Origin of the sequence: Nonlabens ponticola, from assembly GCF_003966335.1 — a bacterium.
GTDB lineage: Bacteria > Bacteroidota > Bacteroidia > Flavobacteriales > Flavobacteriaceae > Nonlabens > Nonlabens ponticola.
Window position 1 is genome coordinate 617704 of sequence record NZ_CP034549.1, and the last position, 20794, is coordinate 638497.

Annotated in this window: 22 protein-coding genes; 5 read left to right on the top strand and 17 right to left on the bottom strand. The window is 41.6% G+C overall.

Annotated elements, in window-relative coordinates; genetic code table 11:
• Positions 1-4 precede the first annotated feature (4 nt).
• From EJ995_RS02670 to EJ995_RS02690, 5 genes are all read right to left on the bottom strand, one after another.
• Positions 5-1315 (bottom strand): T9SS type A sorting domain-containing protein, encoded by a 1311-nt coding sequence (locus tag EJ995_RS02670; RefSeq protein WP_164549863.1) that lies wholly within the window; start codon positions 1313-1315, stop codon positions 5-7.
• 60 nt (positions 1316-1375) lie between these two features.
• Positions 1376-2365, bottom strand: a complete 990-nt coding sequence (locus EJ995_RS02675) for an aspartate-semialdehyde dehydrogenase (RefSeq protein WP_126445356.1) — start codon at positions 2363-2365, stop codon at positions 1376-1378.
• Positions 2366-2491: 126 nt separating this feature from the next.
• The gene (mscL, locus tag EJ995_RS02680; RefSeq protein ID WP_126445358.1) at positions 2492-2908 is read right to left on the bottom strand and encodes a large-conductance mechanosensitive channel protein MscL; all 417 of its coding nucleotides are present in this window, start codon (positions 2906-2908) and stop codon (positions 2492-2494) included.
• A gap of 119 nt (positions 2909-3027) precedes the next feature.
• Entirely contained in the window at positions 3028-4128 is a 1101-nt protein-coding gene (gene alr / locus EJ995_RS02685; protein ID WP_126445360.1) for an alanine racemase, read from the bottom strand.
• 8 nt (positions 4129-4136) lie between these two features.
• Entirely contained in the window at positions 4137-4775 is a 639-nt protein-coding gene (locus EJ995_RS02690) for a thymidine kinase (protein WP_126445362.1), read from the bottom strand.
• An 87-nt stretch (positions 4776-4862) separates the two neighbouring features.
• Between EJ995_RS02690 and EJ995_RS13200 the strand changes: the two genes are divergently transcribed.
• The 4 genes from EJ995_RS13200 to EJ995_RS02710 all read left to right on the top strand — a co-directional run bounded on the left by EJ995_RS13200 (position 4863) and on the right by EJ995_RS02710 (position 9426).
• Positions 4863-6035 (top strand): hypothetical protein, encoded by a 1173-nt coding sequence (locus EJ995_RS13200; protein ID WP_206482261.1) that lies wholly within the window; start codon positions 4863-4865, stop codon positions 6033-6035.
• Between the two features lie 21 nt (positions 6036-6056).
• Entirely contained in the window at positions 6057-6407 is a 351-nt protein-coding gene (locus tag EJ995_RS02700; protein WP_126445364.1) for a DoxX family protein, read from the top strand.
• Between the two features lie 106 nt (positions 6408-6513).
• Complete coding sequence (locus EJ995_RS02705) at positions 6514-7665, top strand: ABC transporter ATP-binding protein (RefSeq protein WP_126445366.1); 1152 nt, start codon at positions 6514-6516, stop codon at positions 7663-7665.
• A 12-nt stretch (positions 7666-7677) separates the two neighbouring features.
• Entirely contained in the window at positions 7678-9426 is a 1749-nt protein-coding gene (locus tag EJ995_RS02710) for a YrzE family protein (protein WP_126445368.1), read from the top strand.
• A 118-nt stretch (positions 9427-9544) separates the two neighbouring features.
• On the opposite strand, the gene EJ995_RS02715 is transcribed toward EJ995_RS02710, so the two are convergent.
• From EJ995_RS02715 to porW, 12 genes are all read right to left on the bottom strand, one after another.
• Positions 9545-10096: a hypothetical protein gene (locus EJ995_RS02715; RefSeq protein WP_126445370.1), complete on the bottom strand. Its 552-nt coding sequence runs from the start codon at positions 10094-10096 to the stop codon at positions 9545-9547.
• A complete protein-coding gene (locus EJ995_RS02720; protein ID WP_126445372.1) occupies positions 10093-10572 on the bottom strand; it encodes an RNA polymerase sigma factor in 480 nt (159 codons plus the stop codon). Before EJ995_RS02720 ends, EJ995_RS02715 begins: the two co-directional genes overlap by 4 nt.
• A gap of 3 nt (positions 10573-10575) precedes the next feature.
• The gene (locus EJ995_RS02725) at positions 10576-11424 is read right to left on the bottom strand and encodes an alpha/beta fold hydrolase (protein WP_126445374.1); all 849 of its coding nucleotides are present in this window, start codon (positions 11422-11424) and stop codon (positions 10576-10578) included.
• A 393-nt stretch (positions 11425-11817) separates the two neighbouring features.
• Positions 11818-12690, bottom strand: coding sequence for an ATP synthase F1 subunit gamma (atpG, locus tag EJ995_RS02730; protein ID WP_126445376.1), 873 nt, complete (start codon positions 12688-12690; stop codon positions 11818-11820).
• 68 nt (positions 12691-12758) lie between these two features.
• Positions 12759-14333: a F0F1 ATP synthase subunit alpha gene (atpA, locus tag EJ995_RS02735; RefSeq protein ID WP_126445378.1), complete on the bottom strand. Its 1575-nt coding sequence runs from the start codon at positions 14331-14333 to the stop codon at positions 12759-12761.
• Between the two features lie 90 nt (positions 14334-14423).
• Positions 14424-14957 (bottom strand): ATP synthase F1 subunit delta, encoded by a 534-nt coding sequence (atpH, locus tag EJ995_RS02740; RefSeq protein ID WP_126445380.1) that lies wholly within the window; start codon positions 14955-14957, stop codon positions 14424-14426.
• Positions 14958-14960: 3 nt separating this feature from the next.
• On the bottom strand, positions 14961-15455 hold the full coding sequence (locus EJ995_RS02745; RefSeq protein WP_126445382.1) for a F0F1 ATP synthase subunit B: 495 nt from the start codon (positions 15453-15455) through the stop codon (positions 14961-14963).
• 89 nt (positions 15456-15544) lie between these two features.
• Positions 15545-15733, bottom strand: coding sequence for an ATP synthase F0 subunit C (gene atpE, locus EJ995_RS02750; RefSeq protein ID WP_041495483.1), 189 nt, complete (start codon positions 15731-15733; stop codon positions 15545-15547).
• A 17-nt stretch (positions 15734-15750) separates the two neighbouring features.
• Positions 15751-16956, bottom strand: coding sequence for a F0F1 ATP synthase subunit A (gene atpB / locus EJ995_RS02755; protein ID WP_126445384.1), 1206 nt, complete (start codon positions 16954-16956; stop codon positions 15751-15753).
• Positions 16957-17091: 135 nt separating this feature from the next.
• Complete coding sequence (locus EJ995_RS02760) at positions 17092-17457, bottom strand: DUF6168 family protein (protein ID WP_126445386.1); 366 nt, start codon at positions 17455-17457, stop codon at positions 17092-17094.
• Positions 17458-17494: 37 nt separating this feature from the next.
• Positions 17495-17884, bottom strand: coding sequence for a bactofilin family protein (locus tag EJ995_RS02765; protein WP_126445388.1), 390 nt, complete (start codon positions 17882-17884; stop codon positions 17495-17497).
• 10 nt (positions 17885-17894) lie between these two features.
• A complete protein-coding gene (gene porW / locus EJ995_RS02770; protein WP_126445390.1) occupies positions 17895-20504 on the bottom strand; it encodes a type IX secretion system periplasmic lipoprotein PorW/SprE in 2610 nt (869 codons plus the stop codon).
• A gap of 94 nt (positions 20505-20598) precedes the next feature.
• Between porW and EJ995_RS13130 the strand changes: the two genes are divergently transcribed.
• The gene (locus EJ995_RS13130; RefSeq protein ID WP_164549864.1) at positions 20599-20769 is read left to right on the top strand and encodes a hypothetical protein; all 171 of its coding nucleotides are present in this window, start codon (positions 20599-20601) and stop codon (positions 20767-20769) included.
• The last annotated feature ends 25 nt before the right edge of the window (positions 20770-20794 follow it).

Here is a 20794-nt window from a genome sequence, read left to right on the forward strand (position 1 = left end):
AAGTCTAATTTTTGATAATGGTTTGAGTATAAGTATCACTCGCACTATATAATGTTACAAGGTATAATCCAGACGCCACATCTTGCAGGCTCAATCTTTGGGTGTTGCCACTCGCCTCTTTTAAGATAATTCCCGTGAGACTTCTTACCACGATGCGATCTAGCGGTGCATCTGTTTGTATAGATAGGACATCGTTTGTAGGGTTGGGATATAGGGATACCGCTTTCGCGAAAGCTGAATCATCAACAGTCAACACGCTGCCGGTATAGTCAAAAACTCCACCTGTAAGCTGGTCACTGGTAAAGCCGCCAGAGTAACCGGTGGTCTCGTTAAAGAACGCCACATCGACGTATTGACGCGTGTTGATATTTGTCCAGGTGACGCCGTTGTCACGAGAATAGGAGCTACCAGAGAAATCAGGATCTGACCCGACGCTCACGATAGAATTTGTGCCAGGAACATAGGCAATGTTGTCTCCATAGGGATTTCCCGTACCGCTTATCACGATCAATTGCCAGGTGGCGCCAGCATCGTTTGTGCCGTACAGCGTGCCATCGTTAGTTTGCAGGATACCTCTAGTTGGGTTGCCAAAGCTCACGTCTGCATTGATGTCCACACCGCCAAAATCTGATACTGGTGTGTCATAGACCTGCCAGTTCATGCCTTTATCTGTTGAGTGAAACAACCTACCATTGCTGGTCGTGAACCAGATGGAATCACCGCTGAAGGTCTTTTGCGCTAGATAACCAGTCTCGCCAGCTTGTGGCGCCGGAATATTTGCAGGACTGATAGCCGTGAATGTCGCACCACCATCTTGGGTAGTGTACAATTCCCATTGATTATTGATGGGATCACCTATAACAATACCTTCATTGTCGTTGAAAAAATGCACCACATTAGGGAAACTATTGCTATTTGAAAACTGAGTGGTAGTCAACATCGTCCAACTATCACCACCATCTACTGTTTGCCACAATCCACCTTGGTGGTCGCTATCACGCGGATAGGCTGCTACATAACACATCGTCGCACTCAGTGCCGAAATGTCTGAAATCCCTAGACCGACTTCACCTAAAACAAATTGACCAGAATCCCAGGTCTCACCACCATCTTCTGATTTTGAGAATCGTTGGACATTGTTGTTAGGATTGAGGCCATCATAACCAATACCCCAAACCACATTTTCATCAACAATAGAAAACCTGGAGATACCTGATGATGGTACCGTAAAATCTGAATCACGTTCTACCCAGAATTGCGCACCAGCTGGAATTGACAATATCAATGATAGCCCTAGAAGTAATAGTTGTTTCATTTTAAACATTTGATTATTACTAAAATAGCTATTTATTAACGGTAACCAGTGATAATAGCTTTAGACCAGCTTTTTGTCGATCAAATATTGAGCGATTTGAACAGCGTTTGTAGCTGCTCCTTTTCTCAAGTTGTCGGACACGATCCACATGTTTAAGGTGTTTTCTTGAGAATGATCGCGTCTTATGCGACCCACAAAAACATCATCCTTACCTGCTGCCATGAGCGGCATCGGGTATAGATTTACATCTGGATTGTCTTGAACGGTAACGCCGCTTGTATTGGCCAGCAGCGTGCGTACTTCCTGCTCGGTGAAATCATTCTCAAACTCTACGTTCACAGATTCTGAATGGCCACCTACTACTGGTATGCGCACTGCGGTTGCTGTGACGGCAATAGTTCGATCGTCTAGAATTTTTTGAGTCTCGCGTACAAGCTTTAATTCTTCTTTGGTATAACCGTTTTCTTCAAAAACATCGCAATGCGGTAAGGCGTTTTTATGAATTTGGTATGGATAGGCCATCTCACCTTGATTTCCAGCAAATTCATTTTCTAATTGTTGTACTGCTTTAACACCAGTTCCTGTAATAGACTGATAGGTAGAAATTACCAGACGTTTGATTTTAAAACGCTCATGCAGTGGTGCTAGCGCCATGACCAGCTGAATGGTGGAACAGTTGGGATTTGCAATAATTTTATCGCTTGATGATAATTGTGCAGCGTTGATCTCTGGCACTACCAGTTTTTTATCTGCATCCATGCGCCATGCGCTAGAGTTATCGATAACGGTGGTACCGGCCGCAGCAAATCGTGGTGCATGTTCCAGACTCACGCTACCACCAGCACTAAATAATGCAATGGCAGGTTTCATGGCGATAGCATCATCCATACTTACCACCTTTACCTGTTTACCCTTGAAGGTGATCTCGCTACCAACTGATCTAGCTGAAGCGACAGGTATTAAAGTGGTGATGTCTAGATTTCTCTCTTCTAGAACCTTGAGCATGACTTGACCTACCATACCGGTAACGCCTACAACTGCTATTTTCATGATGAATTATTTTGTGGGCAAATGTATTAATCGGACGTTTAAAACAGGTATTTAATTCTTAAAATAAGGCATAGAAAAAGCCGCTACTATAATAGAAGCGGCTTATCCTATAAATTGTGTAGGGAATTAGTTTTGTGCCTTGATGGCGTCTCTAATTTCCATGAGAAGCTTTTCTTCTTTAGATGGTCCTGGATCTTCTTTTTTCTCTTCCTCTTTCTTAGCTCTTACCTTGTTGTAAGCTTTGACAATCATGAACATTACAAACCCTATGATGATCAAGGAAACTATAGTGTTTATCCATTCACCGTATAAGATGGCGGCTTCTGGACTGGTTTCAGTTCCATCTGCGGCGACTTGAGCTTCTGCGAGCACATATTTTAGGTCAGCAAAATCAACGCCACCCGTTAGATAACCCACAATAGGCATCATGATGAAGTTTACAAATCCTTTTACAACGGCACTGATGGCACCAGCCATGATGACCGCAATTGCCAGATCCACGACATTACCTGTCATGATAAAATTCTTAAATTCTTTAAGCATAATGAATGATTTAGTTGATTACAGGGAACAATTTAAAACATTACAAGTTTATGCGACTGTAAAACTTGTCTCAATAGATGCCACAATCGATAAATGATTAAATACAGCGATAAGATGCTTTATGAAATTATGTACTCTCGTTGCACTCGTTTTTGAATACCTGTGAGCAATTCATAGCTTATGGTTCCGGCATTCTCGGCAAGATCTCGCGCTGTATGTTTCTCGTCAAATATGATTACTTCATCGCCTACCTTACAGTCAATATCTGTTACATCGACCATAAACATGTCCATGCAAATGATTCCCAGCGTTGGCGCCCATGACCCATTGATTTTCACTTGTGCATTGCCATAGCCATAAATACGATTGATGCCATCGCCGTGACCTAGCGCGATGACCGCAATCTTCATATCTGTTGTTGCTTTGTGGCTGCGATTGTAGCTTATACTCGCGCCTTTTTTAACTTCACGCAACTGTGATACCTGCGATTTGAGTGAGCCAACAGGCATTAAGTGTTTGTCATGTTCTAGATCATTGCCATAGCCGTACAACCCTATGCCAGATCGTACCATGCTATGGTGACCAGCCTTGTAATTAAGGATACCACTGGTGTTGTCGGTATGCTTTAAAAACTTATAACCAAGTTTTTCCTCTAATTGCTGAGTCACTTTTTCAAATGCATCTAATTGAGACTCGGTAAACTCGCGCTCATCATGATCCTCGCTTGCGGCAAGATGCGACTGCACTCCTCGCACTTTAACTGCATCAGTGTTGGATAGTAGTTCTAACACTTGGTCGATTTCTTCAAGTTCTATTCCTATGCGGTTCAATCCAGTATTGAACTCTAAGTGTATAGGATAGTTCTTTTGGGATTCCGCTTTCGCGAAAGCTAAAATATTATCCAGCATATCCACACTATAAATTACTGGCTCCACACATCGTTGTATGCAATCCACCAGCGTGTGTGATTGTGGATGCAATACAAGAATGGGTTTTGTGATTCCTGTATCGCGCAGTTCTATGGCTTCTTCTGTATAAGCAACCGCAAAATAATCTGTGCCTAATTCCTGTAACTTTTTACTGATCTCGATGATACCATGACCGTAGGCATTTGCCTTGACGACAGCCATAAATAGAACGCCTGGATCCAGTTGCGATTTTAGGTAATTAAAATTGTGTTCTAGTGCCTTGAGATTGACTTCTAGTCGCGTTCCTTGCATAAAGGTGTTTAGGATCCTGTCTTGTGTTTCACTTCTTCGGCATCGCTTACGGGTATGTCCTTGACACGACTGGAAAGCATCGCCTTATAATAGGCACCGCGACTCAACGGCTCATATTCTTGTTGTTCACCCAGCATGACAACACTGTCGTTGTCTGTCTTGCGATAGCTGTACTGTGCCAGGTTTCCCGTGCGTGTGCATACGGCGTGGACTTTTGTCACGTATTCCGCAGTCGCCATGAGTGCAGGCATTGGGCCAAATGGATTGCCCTTAAAATCCATGTCTAGTCCAGCGACGATGACTCTTATACCGCGATTTGCAAGATTATTGCAAACACTCACAATCTCATCGTCAAAAAACTGAGCCTCATCAATACCTACAACCTGACAGCCTGTGGCAAGCAGCGGTATGTTTGCTGCAGCGGGAACTGGTGTGCTGTGTATTTCATTAGCATCGTGTGAGACTACCATGTCCTCATCATATCGCACATCGATGGCAGGTTTGAAAATTTCTACTTTTTGATGTGCAAATTGTGCACGCTTGAGCCTGCGTATCAACTCCTCTGTTTTTCCAGAAAACATGGAGCCGCAGATCACCTCGATCCAACCGAATTGCTCCTCGTGATTTACGGTATTTTCTAGAAACATTTTGTAATTTACAGACTCTTGTGGGACGTTGCATTTACTTGCAAACATCCCAAAAATACAAATAAACCAGCGGCATATTACAGCATTATGAAAAAGAAAATAGCAGCAGATCTTACCAGCCTTGCACACCGTATTCTACAACATAAAAAGAAGGATGATGTGGTCGAGCTGCAAGCAATTGCCAAGGAATTATATGAAAAATTAACCGTGCTGGCGTTTACTGAGAAGCACTTTGGCGATGTAAAGCCTACCGCGGGAACTAAAGAAGTAGAGCAGCGTCTTGATCAGGCATTTCAAGAAGCCCAGCGAGACGTTCGAGAAACTAGTGATGAGGTAGAACAAGTCATGGAAGAAGCTCAAGAAGAGGTGCGCGAGGCATTTTCTACCAACAATCTGAGTGACCTGTTTGTCGCCGATACCGATACGAGGGAAGAAATGGACTTGCCTGGTATAAGCACCATACAGCAAATGGTAGTAGAGATGCCCGATGAGGCGCCAGACGCACCTGAAGAAGAAGATGCAGAAGGCTATCGCACTACAGGAAAACTGCCTAATCGATATAGAGATTCCTTTACTACTAATAGTTTGACACAGCTTGAAGTGCCTGAAGATGGTAATAGAGACGACATGGATCTTCCAGGAATATCGACCATCAACGAGATGGTAGGTAATATGCCCGACAAGTCTCCAGAAACTCCAGAACCTTCTGAAAAGATTTACCACGACCTTAAAAAGGAAAGGGACAAAGAACTTGAAAAAGAACGTCAAAGCTATACCACAAATAGCCTGACGCATCTAGTAGTGCCTGAAGATGGACAAGATGACGAGATGGACCTACCTGGAATAGGAACTATTCATAAGCTAGTCACAGAGTTTCCCTATGATGATGAACCAGAGTTAAAAACGCCCAAACAATCTACTACCACAGACCTGGAACAATTGACCGCAGATTTTCAAACCATGCCTGTTTTTGAGCGCAAGGACGAGAGCAACGCAACCGCAAGACCGCAATCGCTCAATTCATCATTGGGCAAAGGCTTTAAAGTAGGTATGAATGATCGTATAGGATTTGTCAAGCATCTTTTTAAAGGCAGCACCGCCGACTTTGATAGAGTACTATCGCAACTCAATACCTTTAAGACTTATGACGAGGCCAGCAACTTTATACACACCATGATAAAACCAGATTACAATCAATGGTCTGGTAAAGAAGCCTATGAACAGCGCTTCATGGAATTAATAGAGCGCAATTATAATTAATCACTACAAACCAACCATCTTATGAAAATCGCTTACTGGATCGTTACAGTTCTTTTCTGCTTGATGATGACATTCTCTGCAGGAATGTACCTCTTCAATAGTGAATACATTTTTACAGAGTTTGTCAAACTAGGCTTCCCAACATGGATCGTGTATCCGCTCGCTGGCGCGAAGCTATTAGGTGTCGCCACCATTCTCATTAGAAAAAATAGATCCCTGGTAGAATGGGCCTATGCGGGCTTCTTTTTTAATATTCTGCTAGCCATGCTGGCACATATCGTCATTGTGGATGGTGAGCAATGGGGCGCGCTCGTTGCACTAATCATGGCCATGAGTTCTTATTTCCTAGGTAAAAAGGCAAGACCGTTATAGTGCTATTTTTTTTGGGATTACGCTTTCGCGAAAGCGTAACCACTACAATAACCGCAATGCTACCTAAAGACATCGCGGTATAAATGAACAATATCAATACACCTGTATGACAACTTACCAAAGCCGACTGCGTCAGGCTCAATCCTATTTGCAGGATCAAGACGTGGATCTGGGTTATCGCTTGCTGCTGGACTGCACGATTGATACTCAAGATATGTCGCTGTATAAAAGAGCCATTGAGCTTACTGACTGGCGAGAGCATCATGCAAACCACACTAAAGATTTTATCACCAAAGCCTTGAGTCTAAGCGAGGCACTCACCCATGTGCAACCAGATGAACATGAGCATGAGGCAGTTGTCATCACTGCCAAAGATGTTGAGAAAAAGTACCGGCGTGATGGCTTTAAATTGGGACCTATCAACCTACAGCTACATAAATCGCAGGTCTATGGTCTGGTAGGCGAGAACGGTAATGGTAAGACGACGTTGTTGCGGATACTGGCACAAGAACTGGCACATGATTCTGGTGCAGTTGATTACTCTTTAAAGGCTGACACCCAAACAAATTATGACCTGCGCTCGCGATTAGCTTATGTACCGCAGCGCACGGAGCAGTGGTATGGGCCGCTGATGGATAATTTAAAGTTTGTACTTGCTAATTATAATGTGGCACCAGATGAAATTGAGACTAGAGCGCTCATGATGGTGGCTCGCATGGGTTTATGGTCTTATAAGGATTTGAAATGGAGCGAGCTTTCTTCAGGCTATAAGATGCGCTTTGAACTTGCGAGAACTTTATTGAGACAGCCCGAAGTGTTGTTGCTGGATGAGCCGCTAGCAAACCTGGACGTGCTTGCACAACAGGTAATTCTAGAGGACTTGAAATCCATATGCAACTCGCCTGTCAATCCAGTGGCGCTTATATTGAGTTCACAGCAATTGTACGAGGTCGAGAAAGTATCTGATAGAGTCATTTTCTTAAAAAAAGGATCACAAGAAATCCAGGAGCAATCTGACAATGCTGATGTGCTACAACTTATTATTGAAATGGACATTAAGGCCACCAGAAACGAACTTGAATCTGCATTGCAACCTGTAGGATTACAAAAGCTAATATTCAATGGCGGTATCTACATTGCTTATTTTAAAGAAACCACTTCATTCAATCAAGTTCTAAGCATTCTAGGCACTACTCAAGCTGACGTTGTTTATGTCAGGAATATTTCAAAATCAACTAGAAGATTTTTTATCGATTAACGCATGACCATTATGAAAAATCTTTTCAACCGTATTGACCAAAAATTACTCGAGCGCTATCCAACTATTTGGAATACCAAAGTTGTCTGGATGTTACTTGCAGGCACCGCGCTACATGGATTCTTTTTTATTCTTGGACTTTTTGCCTTGACAGATCCTAAATCGCTACAATCTTATGACGCACTTAATTCATACTTTGGGAGTGGTTCCTTTTTTATAGGTCTGATTATTTCTATCCTTTTGATCACGCTATGGGTCGTGATGATGTTTAGGAATAATGCATTCAAAAATTTCTATAGCTACAGCGCAGGACAGCTTTTTTTTCAGTTTTGTAGTTATCTGGTGATTATTATTTACAGCATCAGTTTTTACTACTCGTATACGCTGGGTTTACAGGCTTATATTAGTACAACATATACTGATGAGATTGTAGAACAAGACTTGCTATCCGCAAACCGCGGCGCTCAATTTGTAAGTCAACAGCTGTCAGATTATACACTGGATGAAGCGACTTATCCAGAAGTCCTAAGCCAACTACATGCCGAAACTAGATCCAACCTTATTGACTACAGCAAGCCTCACTATCAATTTGCAAATTTAAATTACCAATTCTCAACCGTCGATTCTGTCATTACACAGCGTCAGGAAAGAAACTTGTTTTATGCAGATACAAGCGCTACCCGAATAGGATCGAGAGATCAGGATGATCTAACAATTATATATTATAAAGATCAGGTACAAGATGTCTCTGATAATTTGATTGTCATTGCGCCATCTTACTGGCATTACAGCAGCCTATTTTTTGAGGCAGGCCAGCAATTTAACGGTGATTACAATTCTTTTATCACTAATAAACCGTTTGATGGATTTGAAAGAAAGATGATGTCAAGTTATCATCGTTCTATACTTTCTAGAAATGTGGAGCTAATGAAAAGCGGTGATCGACAAGCTTTTCAAGAGATGCTTACAAAATATCTTGATGTAGCTGCCAAGTATAAGGTAGAGACCAATCTTGATGCGAGCACCTGGATGGATCTAGTCTATAATCCAGATACATTTGAGGTAAAAGCATTGCTGCAGCAGAGTAAGCCTGAAAATGTGATTGAGGCCTATCCAGTCTCTTACAGTAATAATAGCGAGTTCAATAAATTTTCTAAATCTATAGAAACAGATTATTATATCAATCAAATTAATCTGAGAAAGGTTTTTGAAAACCTAGAGGACATCAAGACCTCAAACATCTTTAACGGGTCCATACATGCTTTTATATGGATTAGCTTTGGCATTGGTTTACTGCTGTTTTTATTCAGGATAAGCAGCTTGCGCATTTTGATATTTACCATAGTCGCGATAGGTGTGGTTGTACTACTACTCTCGTTTGTTATTGCATTCACATCTTTGATAAACAACGCACTTGAGGAATTCAGTATTTATTCCCTCGTTATTATTACACTATTGGGCACCATTTTGTGTGGTGTATTTGCTTTGAGCCATTTTCGCAAATTTGTGGCTGGTATCATCATGAATATGACGCTGATCTACATTGTACCGCTCTTGTTTTTCATCGCATTATTAATTGATGAGATCAGGCAGGCGCGATGCATTGCACGGACTACAATAGATATAGGCAATGCATCATGCTATCCTAGTTTTTGGGGTGAACTTGAGTATTTAAGCTATGGTGTCATGCTGCTGTCCATCATCTTTATTGCTTTCTACTGCAACAAAGTATTGAAATGGCGTGCGTTACCAGAATCTTGATAATTGTGTAGACGGTTGCTGATGATTACGCTTTCGCGCCTGCCTGTCGGCAGACAGGAAAGCGTAATTATCAAAAGCCAATTGGATCCTAAACAGCAACGTGACCATAAATAAAACGCTATGCTGACTGGATACCTTTTAAAAACAGCATCTCTTTCCTGATTTGCACAATGATGATGATAGCAATTACAGCGAGAGAAACGATACCACTGATGACGAGATAATTGTAGAATCCTGCAGAAAAGGCTTGTTTAAAGTAAGGGAACAGCTGGATAAGGCCAAAAACATAGATGCCGAAACAAAGCGGCGTGATCACATAATGGATAGTTTTGCGACCACGATAGTAGCCCTGCAGATATTTTACATAGCTTTTTGCGTTCAGAGATACAGCCTTTGATAATTTTTTTTGTTTTGAGATTAGCTCGATGATTACTCTTATGGCTAGCGACCCGATCATAAGACATAAACCAGTAGCAAACCAGTTCCACTGTGTTGGAAAATAGGCTATCGCATAAATGATCAAAATGGTAACCGTCGTGACCATGACGATGACTCCTATTTTTTGTTTACGTTCTACTTCCTTGGCTTTTCTTAGAAAGGCGTGAGAGTCATCTATCGAGATAGAGTTAGCCTGGTCATTCCATACTGATTTTAAGTTTTCATTCTTCATCGTGATAGGCATTTAAGTAGTTGTTCTTTTATTCTAGATATGCGCGTCCTAATAGATCCGTGAGAATAACCTAGTGTCGCAGCAATTTCTTGCTGTGGTATCTCTTCAAGTTCCATGAGCACGACAGTCTTGTTGATGGGTTTTAGTTTGTCAATACATTGATATAGGCGTTTGATATCTGGCTCATCTTCAGTATCGGTAGTTTCATTTTTCAATGAAACAACATGTTTTTCCTGCAGCTTGACGGGTCTCTTTTTCTTTAAGTATCCCAGGCAACAATTCACGGCGATGCAGTAAACCCAAGTATCAATGCTTGATTGCTGCTTGAAAGATTTTCTGTATTTCCAGGCATTGATAAATGTTTGCTGTATAAGATCGCTGGCCACGTCTTGATCTCCATACACGTATCCTAGACAAAGTCGCGAGACTTTAGGCTGCAGCCGTTCATACATTTGTGTGAATTCTTTTTCGGTCACAATCTATTTGCTTACTAATTCAACGATTTGCAGCAAGAACCATTCAGGTTGATCCATCATGATGAAATGAGCACTGTCAGCAGCCAGTACAAGATCGTATTCACTCAGGTTATCAAATTGACTCTTTATGGTGCTTTTGACTGCTGCTTCACCATAAGGCATAGTCGCTGCTATAATGGTCACAGGTGTTTTAATTTCTGATAAATAAGGTCGTGCATCAAGTTTGAGATAGTCTGTATAGCCATAAACAAATGTTTTCCTGTCGGTGGTTTGCATCCATTTGATGAGATCGCTTTTTCCTGCATCGCTGGTGGTCATATTTGTGGCCATGCCTGTGATCGTTGAGGCAAATACTCCATCATCCATCTCCAGCATTTGCTGATTATAAGCGCTGTCATATTTCATAAGCTCAGGATCAAAATTAGGCATCATGAGCGCTCCTGTTGCTGGTAAGGCGTCCACTAAAATTAATTGCTTTATATCAAATTCTTTGTTGGTAGCCAGGCGCATACTTATAGTACCGCCTAAACTATGTCCAATAAGTGTTAGGTTTTTGAGATTCTTGTTCTCAATATAATCTTGGATGGACTCAATGACTTTGGGCAACCAAGGAAATTCAATGGAATCCTGACCAGCAAAACCTGCGTAATTCACCACATGGCACTCTTTGGTTTTAGAAAGTTTATCAACGGTATCTTTCCAGACTGCATCTCCGTCAGTAGCAAAACCAGCGAGAAATAGTATAGGCTCACCAGAACCTGTAACGCTAACTTTGATAGCATTGTCAGCATTTTGTGCAGTGATGGTCGCGGCTGTAAAGGTCAAAAGAATTAAACTCAGTAAAGTCTTCATGATGTAGTGTTTTGATTTCGCCTTTTAGATAGACGACTTTCAAAATGTTACAGAAAATTTTTAATGAGGCGCTCAGTGACTTGATAGAGTCAGAATTATGTTCGCATATTCCGCTTTCGCAAAAGCGTGATTAAATCAATCTTTTATTATCTGTACAGCAGAATTAGCGACTTTAGTGTCAATAATTTTATCTTGTAATAGGTCAATAAGGAATTTTGTATTCTGTCAAACTTCTAAATAGTTGACATTTCATCTGAGAATATGATATAGTTAGCTATAAAGAGCGCAAAACAAAAAACCCTCTAGAATATCTAGAGGGTTTTGTTAGTTTATCTAATCAGGCTTAAACTACTGATGATGAGATGCTGAAATGAATTCAGCACGACACTCAGGTTAATTATTCAGAGCTTCAGCACCACCTACGATCTCGAGGATCTCGTTAGTAATCGCTGCTTGACGTGCTTTGTTGTAAGTCAATTTCAATTGGTCACGTAATTCTGTAGCGTTGTCTGTGGCCTTGTGCATGGCTGTCATACGAGCACCGTGCTCACTAGCCCATGAATCACGCACACCTTTGTATAATTGCATTTTAAGCGACTTAGGTATCAATTGCTCAATGATCTCTTCTTTAGAAGGCTCATAGATGTACTCTACAGCATTCGCTGGCTCCACGTCTTCTTCTTGTGCAAGGGGCTTGAGCGGCAAGAAGTCTTCGGTCATCACTACTTGAGTAGCGGCATTCTTAAAACTATTGTAAACGATCACGATTTTGTCAAAATCACCGTTAACGAATAGTTCCATCAATTCTTCTGCGATGACAGCTACATTCTCAAAAGAGATATTATCAAAAAGATCACTATGGTTTGAAGTAACGTCAGACCCTTTCTTAGCAAAATCATTTGCTTTTTTACCTATGGTCATGTAGGATACGGCAACACCATTAAGCTCCTCTTGATTAAGGCGTATCAACTCTTTAATAATATTTGAGTTAAATGCACCAGCAAGACCACGGTTCGAGGAAATGGCAACAACAAGCGCCTTGTTTACCTCGCGCTGCTCTGCATACTTCGATCCAGCATCACCTTCCATGGAAGCACTTACGTTCTGTAAAAGCTCAGTAAGTTTATCAGAATACGGTCGCATCGCAGTGATCGCATCTTGCGCTTTCTTCAGCTTTGCAGCACTCACCATCTTCATTGCAGATGTGATCTGCATCGTTGATGATACTGAGGTAATTCTGTTACGTATTTCCTTAAGATTAGCCATTTTATTGTGATTAGAGTATGGAGCATAGAATATAGAAGTCCATATTCTATGCTCTAAAATCTATTTTCTTAATACCTACTAGAAAGATCCTTAGCAACTGATGTCAAAGTATCTATAACTTCATCAGTTAGTTTTCCAGCTTTGAGAGTATCTAAAGCACCTCTATGCTTTGCATCCAGTAATTCAAGGTAGTCTCTTTCAAATTCTTTTACCTTATCAATCGGCACGTTGCGTAATAGATTCTTTGAACCAGCATAGATAATCGCTACTTGATTTTCTACTGGGTAAGGGTTGTTTTGTGCTTGTTTCAAGATCTCCACATTGCGACGACCTTTCTCAATAACGCCTAAAGTCGCAGCATCTAGATCAGATCCAAATTTTGCGAAAGCTTCCAGTTCACGGAATGCCGCCTGGTCAAGCTTTAGCGTACCAGATACTTTCTTCATCGACTTGATCTGTGCAGATCCACCTACACGAGATACTGATATACCAACATTAATAGCTGGACGTACACCAGAGTTAAACAAGTCACCGTCTAGGAATATCTGTCCGTCAGTAATCGAGATTACATTTGTTGGGATATAAGCGGATACGTCACCAGCCTGTGTCTCAATAATAGGCAATGCCGTTAAGGAACCACCACCTTTAACGATAGGTTTCAAACTATCTGGTAAGTCGTTCATCTCCTTAGCGATTTCATCATCCGCAATCACCTTTGCTGCGCGCTCTAATAATCTTGAGTGTAGATAGAAAACGTCACCTGGATACGCCTCGCGTCCTGGTGGACGACGTAGCAATAGGGACACCTCACGGTAAGCAACCGCTTGCTTAGACAAATCATCATAAACGATCAATGCTGGACGACCCGTATCACGGAAGTACTCACCAATCGCTGCACCAGCAAACGGTGCATAAACCTGCATAGGTGCAGGATCAGATGCGTTTGCAGCAACGATAGTTGTATAAGCTAGAGCACCAGCTTCTTCCAGCACCTTAGCGATGTTTGCAACAGTTGACGCCTTTTGTCCTATGGCAACATAGATACAGTAAACAGGCTCACCTGCGTCATAAAATTCTTTTTGATTGATAATAGTATCAATACACACGGTAGACTTACCAGTCTGACGGTCACCGATTACAAGCTCACGCTGTCCACGACCTACAGGAATCATTGCGTCAATCGCCTTGATACCTGTTTGCATTGGCTCATTTACTGGTTGACGGAAGATTACACCTGGCGCTTTACGCTCCAGCGGCATCTCATACAAGTCACCTTCAATCGCACCTTTACCATCAATAGGTTCTCCTAGCGTGTTAACTACACGTCCTACGATACCTTCACCTACTTTGAGAGATGCAATACGCTGCGTGCGCTTCACCGTATCACCTTCTTTGATCTCAATTGAGGATCCTAGAAGTACCACACCTACATTATCTTCTTCAAGGTTCAATACGATACCTTCCATACCACTCTCAAAAGAAACAAGTTCTCCATATTGTGCGTTAGAAAGACCATAAACACGTGCGATACCATCACCTACGGTAAGAACGGTTCCCACTTCATCAAGCGATGCGGTCGCATCAAAACCTGATAGTTGTTGCTTAAGTATTGCAGATACTTCTGCTGGATTTACTTCTGCCATGTTATTGTATTTATTCTATTACTGTGGTCTTTAAAAGGACCGTTGTGTTTTTATTATTCTGCTTTCGCGAAAGCGTAATCTCTTCAATCTTTACTGCGCGAACTCTCTTTTTAACTCTCCAAGAGTTGCCTGCACGCTAGCATTAATTTCTTTATCGCCTACTCTTAATATAAAGCCACCCAAGATGCTAGGATCGATCTTCTTCTCCAATGTAACTTCCTTACCAGCTAGAGTTCTTGCCTTTTCAAGCACTTTGGTTTCAAGTTGCGGTGTGATTTCTACTGCTGTAGTTACCGTTGCGATCTCTCGCTTGTTCATCTCTTCAAAGAGAATGTTATACTTCATGGCAACATCCTGTAAGATATCAGCACGATTGTTATCTACAATAAGATCAAAAGCACCCATCGTGATACCGTTAGAATCCTTGAAGATTTGTCTTAGCGCACCACGCTTTTGATCACTCTTGATCAACGGACTTTGTAAGAATTGACGCAATTCTTTATTCTTGTGAACTGTTACCAGGACACTTTTCATGTCTTCATTGACTGCACTAGCCTCATTTTTCTCAACCGCTAGGTCAAGAATGGCTTTGGCATATCGTGAAGCAGCTCTGGATAGTTTCATAGTCTAGATATTTGCGTCTGCAAGCATTTTATCGATCAAGGCTAGTTGAGCATCTTTTTCTGATAGCTCCTTGCGAGTAACTTTCTCTGCGATATCAACCGAAAGTTCAGCAACTTGTGACTTGATGTCTGCTAGTGCCGCTTTCTTTTCTGCCTGAATAGTTTCTTGAGCGCTTGCAATGATCTTATCTGCCTTAGCTTGCGCTTGATCAGCAGCTTCACCAATCATCTTTTCTTTTATCTCACGCGCTTCTTTGAGCATAGCATCACGCTGTGCACGCGCTTCTTGAGCTGCTGCCTCGTTAGATGCTTCAAGTTTTGCCATTTCTAGCTTAGCGCGCTCTGCACTAGCCAGTGCGTTTGCGATACCATCTTCACGCTCATTTAGTGCGTTTAGGATAGGTTTCCATGCAAATTTTCCTAGCAACAAGATCAAGATGATCAATATGATCGCTTGCATGAAGAATAAGCCTGGCGAAAAATCTTCTAGTAAATTCATGTGTTTACTTTAAAGTAATAATTTTTAATTTTTAAAAAACGCGTCCTGCAACCAACCGTTGCAGGAATTGCGTTTCTTTTTGTTCTGGATTACTTACCTAGGATAAGTGCACCAAATGCCAGTCCTTCAAGAAGTGCACCGATGATGATCATCGCAGTTTGGATTTTTCCAGCTGCTTCAGGTTGACGAGCGATAGCTTCCATCGCTTTTCCACCTATTTGACCAAGACCGATACCACCACCGATAACGATAAGACCTGCTCCAATTAAATTATACATAACAATCGATTTAAAAATTAAACAAAACGTTCTCTTACATCTTCAACACTTGCCTGCTCTGGATCTGGCTCCAGTTCGTGATGGTGATCATGTTCTGCAACAGCCATACCTATAAATAGGGCAGATAGCATAGTGAAGATATAGGCCTGTAAAAAGGCTACTAATAATTCTATTACTGATATAAATAAGGTAAGGAAAACTGATAATCCAGTAGATCCTATGGCTCCAAATTGAGCCTTCAATGTGATCATCAAAGCGATCAAACTCATTACAACAAAGTGACCAGCGGTAATATTTGCAAACAAACGTATCAAGAGTGAGAAAGGCTTGGTAAATATTCCCAACACCTCGATTGGGATCAAAGCGATTTTCATCAAGACAGGTACATCTGGCATCCAGAAGATATGCTTCCAGTAGTCTGCATTTGCACTAAACTGTACGATGAAAAACGTAAATAAAGCAAGACATACCGTCACCGCTATTTGTCCAGTGATATTAAAACCAAATGGTGTAAGGCCCATTAAATTGGCGATCCATATAAGGAAGAAAACTGTCAATAGGTATCCCATAAACTTGCGATACTTTGCCTCACCTATATTAGGTCTAGCAATCTCATCACGTACATAAATCACTAGAGGCTCAAGAATACGTCCAAAACCAGTTGGTATATCTTTTTTCTTATACTGTCTAGCAAGACCACCAAAAACGATGAGCAGAAGTACACCTATAAATATTAAACCAAAAACAGACTTGGTAATTGAAAAGTCCAACACGCGTGCTGCGTTAGTTGGGTGATGCTCCTCATCAAAATTGATACTAGTTGCACCATCTTCTAATTCGTAAATCTTACTGTGCAGTTTGATAAGGGTAACACCATCTGCATCTACCTTTACCTCACCAGTATCATCATGGTGAAATTTTGAAGATAAAAAGGTGCGTAAACCTTCACTAGTCCATACAATCACAGGCAATGACATACCAACATGTTCACGCACGCCAGCATCATTAGTATAGGAAAAAAGGTGAAAATCATGAGTATCCTGCAAGTGGTGCTGTATATATTCCTTAATCTCACCATCAGTATTGATGCGACCACCATCGTTGTCCATGACTTCTTCATGAGCAGGACCATCCTCATGATCTAGAAGTTCTTGCGCTGCTACTAAAGTGCAGCTGAGAAACATAAAAGATAAAAAGGCAGCTTTTAAATATGCTTGAAACATGTAATTTACCTTAAAAAGTTAGGTCTTTTAATTCGGGTGCAAATGTATGACAAAAAACAATCTTAAAATAGCTGTTTTACTATTGAATTTGCAGGGAAGATTTTGGGGATTACGCTTTCGCGAAAGCTAACACAATCAATTCTTATTGAGCCATTTAATGACGATGCCTACTTCTACAAATAGAAAGATAAAATAAGGAGCTATAAAACCTAAAAGTTGACGTTTTGATAGCGCTGGATCCTCGGCAATCAATTCTGGAAATAAAACGAGCGCGGCGCCACACTTTATAAATATGGCCGCTAGAAATGCATACCCCAATTTATCTGGCACATAGGCATGAGTGAATTTTAAAGCGCTAACTGTTAGAAATGTAGCCAAACCTAGAAAAAGATAGATCCTTAAAGGTGATATCGCTGGATTATCTACATACCAGTCGTGTACAAAATACGCGATAAGGCAGCATACTAGGATGACTATAAATGTCTGGAGATAAAATTTCATGGATCTAATTTACAGTCAGTTTGTTGCAAATAACCCATTAAGCAGACTTACCTGCGTTGCGGTCGCGTATAGACTTAACATTTGACTGCATGGTACAAGAGGCGTTGAATGTTGCACCTGGCTCAACAGCCAGTTTATCTATTACCACATCACCTTCTATAACGGCAGTGGATTTGAGTGTGAGTAAACCTGATACCACTAGATTTCCTTTGAAAGTTCCTTCAATATCGGCACTTTGACATTCTAGGGTACCTTCAATCTTGCCATCTTTACCTATAACGACTTTAGATGGCGACTTGAGTGTTCCTTTAATCTCGCCATCTATTCTAAAACCGCTGTCGCTGGTAACATCGCCTTGAATTACAGTTCCATGACCTATACGATTTTGAGAATTCCCAGTGTCGGTTTGGTTTTTAGAATTTTTCATCCGGTTGGTTTTAAGGGGTTTGTTGCTGGTAGTCGTTTAGGCTCTTGTAAACCTGCACGATCTTATAATTATCGGTTGCAATAACGGTAAATTCTTGAGGTAGTGAAGATATGCGGTTAGGAGTTGCTAGATATTCTGCAAGCTCAGCAGCATTTTCTTTATCCTTAAAATTGTGAAGCACTACCAGACTTGTTTCTGCTGTATAGACATCAATGGAAAAAGTGATGCCATTGCCTATGCTTTTAAATTCTTCTACCATCTTTACCGCAATGTCCTGACGCAAGTTGCTATCACCAGCTGGAATCTCAAAAAGAACCTTGAAATTTTCTAGCCTGTCCTCAGGTAAGAAAGTATCAGGAATACGTAAACGTTCTGCACTGGCAGATAGTTCCGCTGCTTTCTCTGCTTCTTCAGTTCCTGGGTAATTAAGGGCTATGAAATCTAGGCCTTCCTTATAAGCTTTTAAACCATACAATCTTCCAGAAGCGTACGTCTTGAGCAATTCTAGTTTTGGAACTATGGGATCGCCGCTGTAGCTTATAATTTTCTCATTGGCTTCTTCTATTACTTGTGCAAATTGCTCATTCTCATACTTTCTATACAAATCTGCATACACACTTTCTGGACTACCAGTGCGATCCAGTTGTGTTTGTGGATTGAGCAGGATTTGTGCATATCGAGAATCAGGATATCTTGATATGATGGTGTTTTTGTATTGTTCCGCTTTCGCGAAAGCATAATCGCCACCAGCATTATCTACTCCTAACAGGTATAGGTTGTATAGAGTAGGTAAGTATAATTTTTGCTCTGGTTCAAAAGTAAGTAGCGTCTCAAATCGATCAATGGCTAGATCGCTGCGCTTGAATTTCTCCTTATATAAAACACCCAATTGATAGTAGGCAAAATCGCGAGCATCTGCGATACTATCAAGCGCGACATCGCCTTGAGGCAACTGCTGCATATAATAGGATGCTAGATATTCTGGTGGTGTCTCGCTGCTGGATGCATCTGCAATGTCGCTATCTTCATTCTCTTGCAATGCACTGCGCTGACTGTCCAGTCTCCAGTTTTCTTCCAGCGTGCGGTTGCCCCATCGACTACGGAATTCCAACTTACCTCTTGCCACGGTAGTAGGTACATAAAAATAGAACGAGCCTTGACCGCGTGATCCTATATCGTCAACAGTATTGGCTGGCGGCCCAAGATTGCGTCCACCTGGCACATTTGCAGGAATGGTAGAAAGCGCCGTTTGCTGCTGCGCTAGGTTTGCTTCTTCAATCGCAGCCTGCTCTGCCAGCTGGCGATCACGTTCTTTAATGGTTTCAATATACTCATTATAGTAGGCTTCTCGCTCTATATCGCTCATGGCGAGAACTGCCAGTAGGCTATCAGCACTGCGGCGATTGGATTCGAATAAAATGATATCTGATAGGTTATCGCGCTTTTTAGTCGTGGCACGTTTTTCTCGAGAGCGATCTGCATACAAGGCTACCGCGCTGTCATAATATCTGCCGGCTTGCTCAAATCTAGCCTGGTTAAAACTGATGGCGCCTAGCGCGCTATAATTATTTGCTCTTAAATAGCTATCGCGATTAGGCTCTCTCAATGATTGATTATAGGCGACAACTGCGGCATCAACACTATCAATGCCTTCATAAAAAATGGCCTTGCGAGAATAGATTAAATCCAACCACGGTCTGTTCTCGCGATTTTGCTCTAGATCGTTGAGTAGATAGAATAATTGAGCGTCGCTCATTTCTAGCGTATCGCGCAACTTGATTTTTTCTATAAATGCCTGAACGTAATAATCACGTGGTATTTTACGGTGTAAATCGATCACCTCGTCAAAGTGTACAATAGCGCTATCTCGCATTCCAGCACGAGCAAAAAGTTGTCCTGTGATGAACTTGTAACGACCTTCAGTAGCACGGTCTTTTGTTCTATCGGCAGCGCGGTTCATGTAGATGATGGCACTATCGATTTTATTGACGTTGAGATATGCTTGACCTAGCGTGGCGTTTGCTAGGATGAGATCTTCCTTATCAAACTCAATGCTGTCCTTGAGAGCGACGAGTTCTTGAAGATTCTCTATCGCTATCTCATTGTTGTCTAGGCGCATGTTGGTTTTTTCTCGCCAGATGCGAGCGCGTTTGCTCTTATCAGCGTCTGGCATGAATTGCAGCACATAGTTAAATGCCTCAATCGCCTCGACATAACGCTGGTCATAATAGCGAGCCTTGCCCAACAACATGTAAGCCTCATCAATCTGCGGATTGCGCTCTTCACCATCAATAAGCATGGTGTGTTTTTGTACGGCCTTTATGGCTTTTTCTTCTGCTCTTGCAAAATTTGGGTCGGATTCATCTGGATTGGCAATCTTGATTTCTTCACTGAAGGCAAGTGGTTCTACTGGAAGAATATCCCAGTAATTGTCGACGAAGTTGGTTCTTATGCCTTCCAGACCTTCTTGCAGGGCAAGATTACCGTTATAAAGTGTATTGAATTCTGTATTGACAGCATGATAGTTACGAGAAAGGAAAGAATCGCTTTTACGGCTGCAACTCGCTAGGACGACTAGCGCGAGTAATAAAACGGTACTTATGGAAAAGAGGTGTTTCAAAAAAGGCTGCTTTTACTAGCTATCATAACTATTCTCACGGCATGATATTGTAAGAACCCACAAAAATAAGGAATATTCCCATAGACAATAATCCATGCAGATTGAACGCCTACCACGACAAATTAATCAAGCCAATAAACGCGAGGTGAAAAGAAACTTTTTAATCCATGACGTTTGCCCGATTGATGCATCGCACTATAAGGATGAGGCGATAGTACAGCAGCAAGAATTAGAGGTAGGATGGTGGTCCATACATCAGGAGTAGAAACTACCTGCAGTCCAGCATATCT

What these genes read in the sequence shown, in the direction of transcription:
- EJ995_RS02670 (WP_164549863.1), bottom strand. Translation starts at nt 1,315, where the DNA reads ATGAAACAACTATTACTTCTAGGGCTATCATTGATATTGTCAATTCCA.
- EJ995_RS02690 (WP_126445362.1), bottom strand. Translation starts at nt 4,775, where the DNA reads ATGTTTCTAGAAAATACCGTAAATCACGAGGAGCAATTCGGTTGGATC.
- mscL (WP_126445358.1), bottom strand. Translation starts at nt 2,908, where the DNA reads ATGCTTAAAGAATTTAAGAATTTTATCATGACAGGTAATGTCGTGGAT.
- atpG (WP_126445376.1), bottom strand. Translation starts at nt 12,690, where the DNA reads ATGGCTAATCTTAAGGAAATACGTAACAGAATTACCTCAGTATCATCA.
- EJ995_RS02760 (WP_126445386.1), bottom strand. Translation starts at nt 17,457, where the DNA reads ATGAAATTTTATCTCCAGACATTTATAGTCATCCTAGTATGCTGCCTT.
- EJ995_RS02725 (WP_126445374.1), bottom strand. Translation starts at nt 11,424, where the DNA reads ATGAAGACTTTACTGAGTTTAATTCTTTTGACCTTTACAGCCGCGACC.
- alr (WP_126445360.1), bottom strand. Translation starts at nt 4,128, where the DNA reads ATGCAAGGAACGCGACTAGAAGTCAATCTCAAGGCACTAGAACACAAT.
- EJ995_RS02765 (WP_126445388.1), bottom strand. Translation starts at nt 17,884, where the DNA reads ATGAAAAATTCTAAAAACCAAACCGACACTGGGAATTCTCAAAATCGT.
- EJ995_RS02675 (WP_126445356.1), bottom strand. Translation starts at nt 2,365, where the DNA reads ATGAAAATAGCAGTTGTAGGCGTTACCGGTATGGTAGGTCAAGTCATG.
- EJ995_RS13200 (WP_206482261.1), top strand. Translation starts at nt 4,863, where the DNA reads ATGAAAAAGAAAATAGCAGCAGATCTTACCAGCCTTGCACACCGTATT.
- EJ995_RS02700 (WP_126445364.1), top strand. Translation starts at nt 6,057, where the DNA reads ATGAAAATCGCTTACTGGATCGTTACAGTTCTTTTCTGCTTGATGATG.
- atpB (WP_126445384.1), bottom strand. Translation starts at nt 16,956, where the DNA reads ATGTTTCAAGCATATTTAAAAGCTGCCTTTTTATCTTTTATGTTTCTC.
- EJ995_RS02715 (WP_126445370.1), bottom strand. Translation starts at nt 10,096, where the DNA reads ATGAAGAATGAAAACTTAAAATCAGTATGGAATGACCAGGCTAACTCT.
- EJ995_RS13130 (WP_164549864.1), top strand. Translation starts at nt 20,599, where the DNA reads ATGCAGATTGAACGCCTACCACGACAAATTAATCAAGCCAATAAACGC.
- EJ995_RS02710 (WP_126445368.1), top strand. Translation starts at nt 7,678, where the DNA reads ATGAAAAATCTTTTCAACCGTATTGACCAAAAATTACTCGAGCGCTAT.
- atpH (WP_126445380.1), bottom strand. Translation starts at nt 14,957, where the DNA reads ATGAAACTATCCAGAGCTGCTTCACGATATGCCAAAGCCATTCTTGAC.
- EJ995_RS02745 (WP_126445382.1), bottom strand. Translation starts at nt 15,455, where the DNA reads ATGAATTTACTAGAAGATTTTTCGCCAGGCTTATTCTTCATGCAAGCG.
- EJ995_RS02705 (WP_126445366.1), top strand. Translation starts at nt 6,514, where the DNA reads ATGACAACTTACCAAAGCCGACTGCGTCAGGCTCAATCCTATTTGCAG.
- atpA (WP_126445378.1), bottom strand. Translation starts at nt 14,333, where the DNA reads ATGGCAGAAGTAAATCCAGCAGAAGTATCTGCAATACTTAAGCAACAA.
- atpE (WP_041495483.1), bottom strand. Translation starts at nt 15,733, where the DNA reads ATGTATAATTTAATTGGAGCAGGTCTTATCGTTATCGGTGGTGGTATC.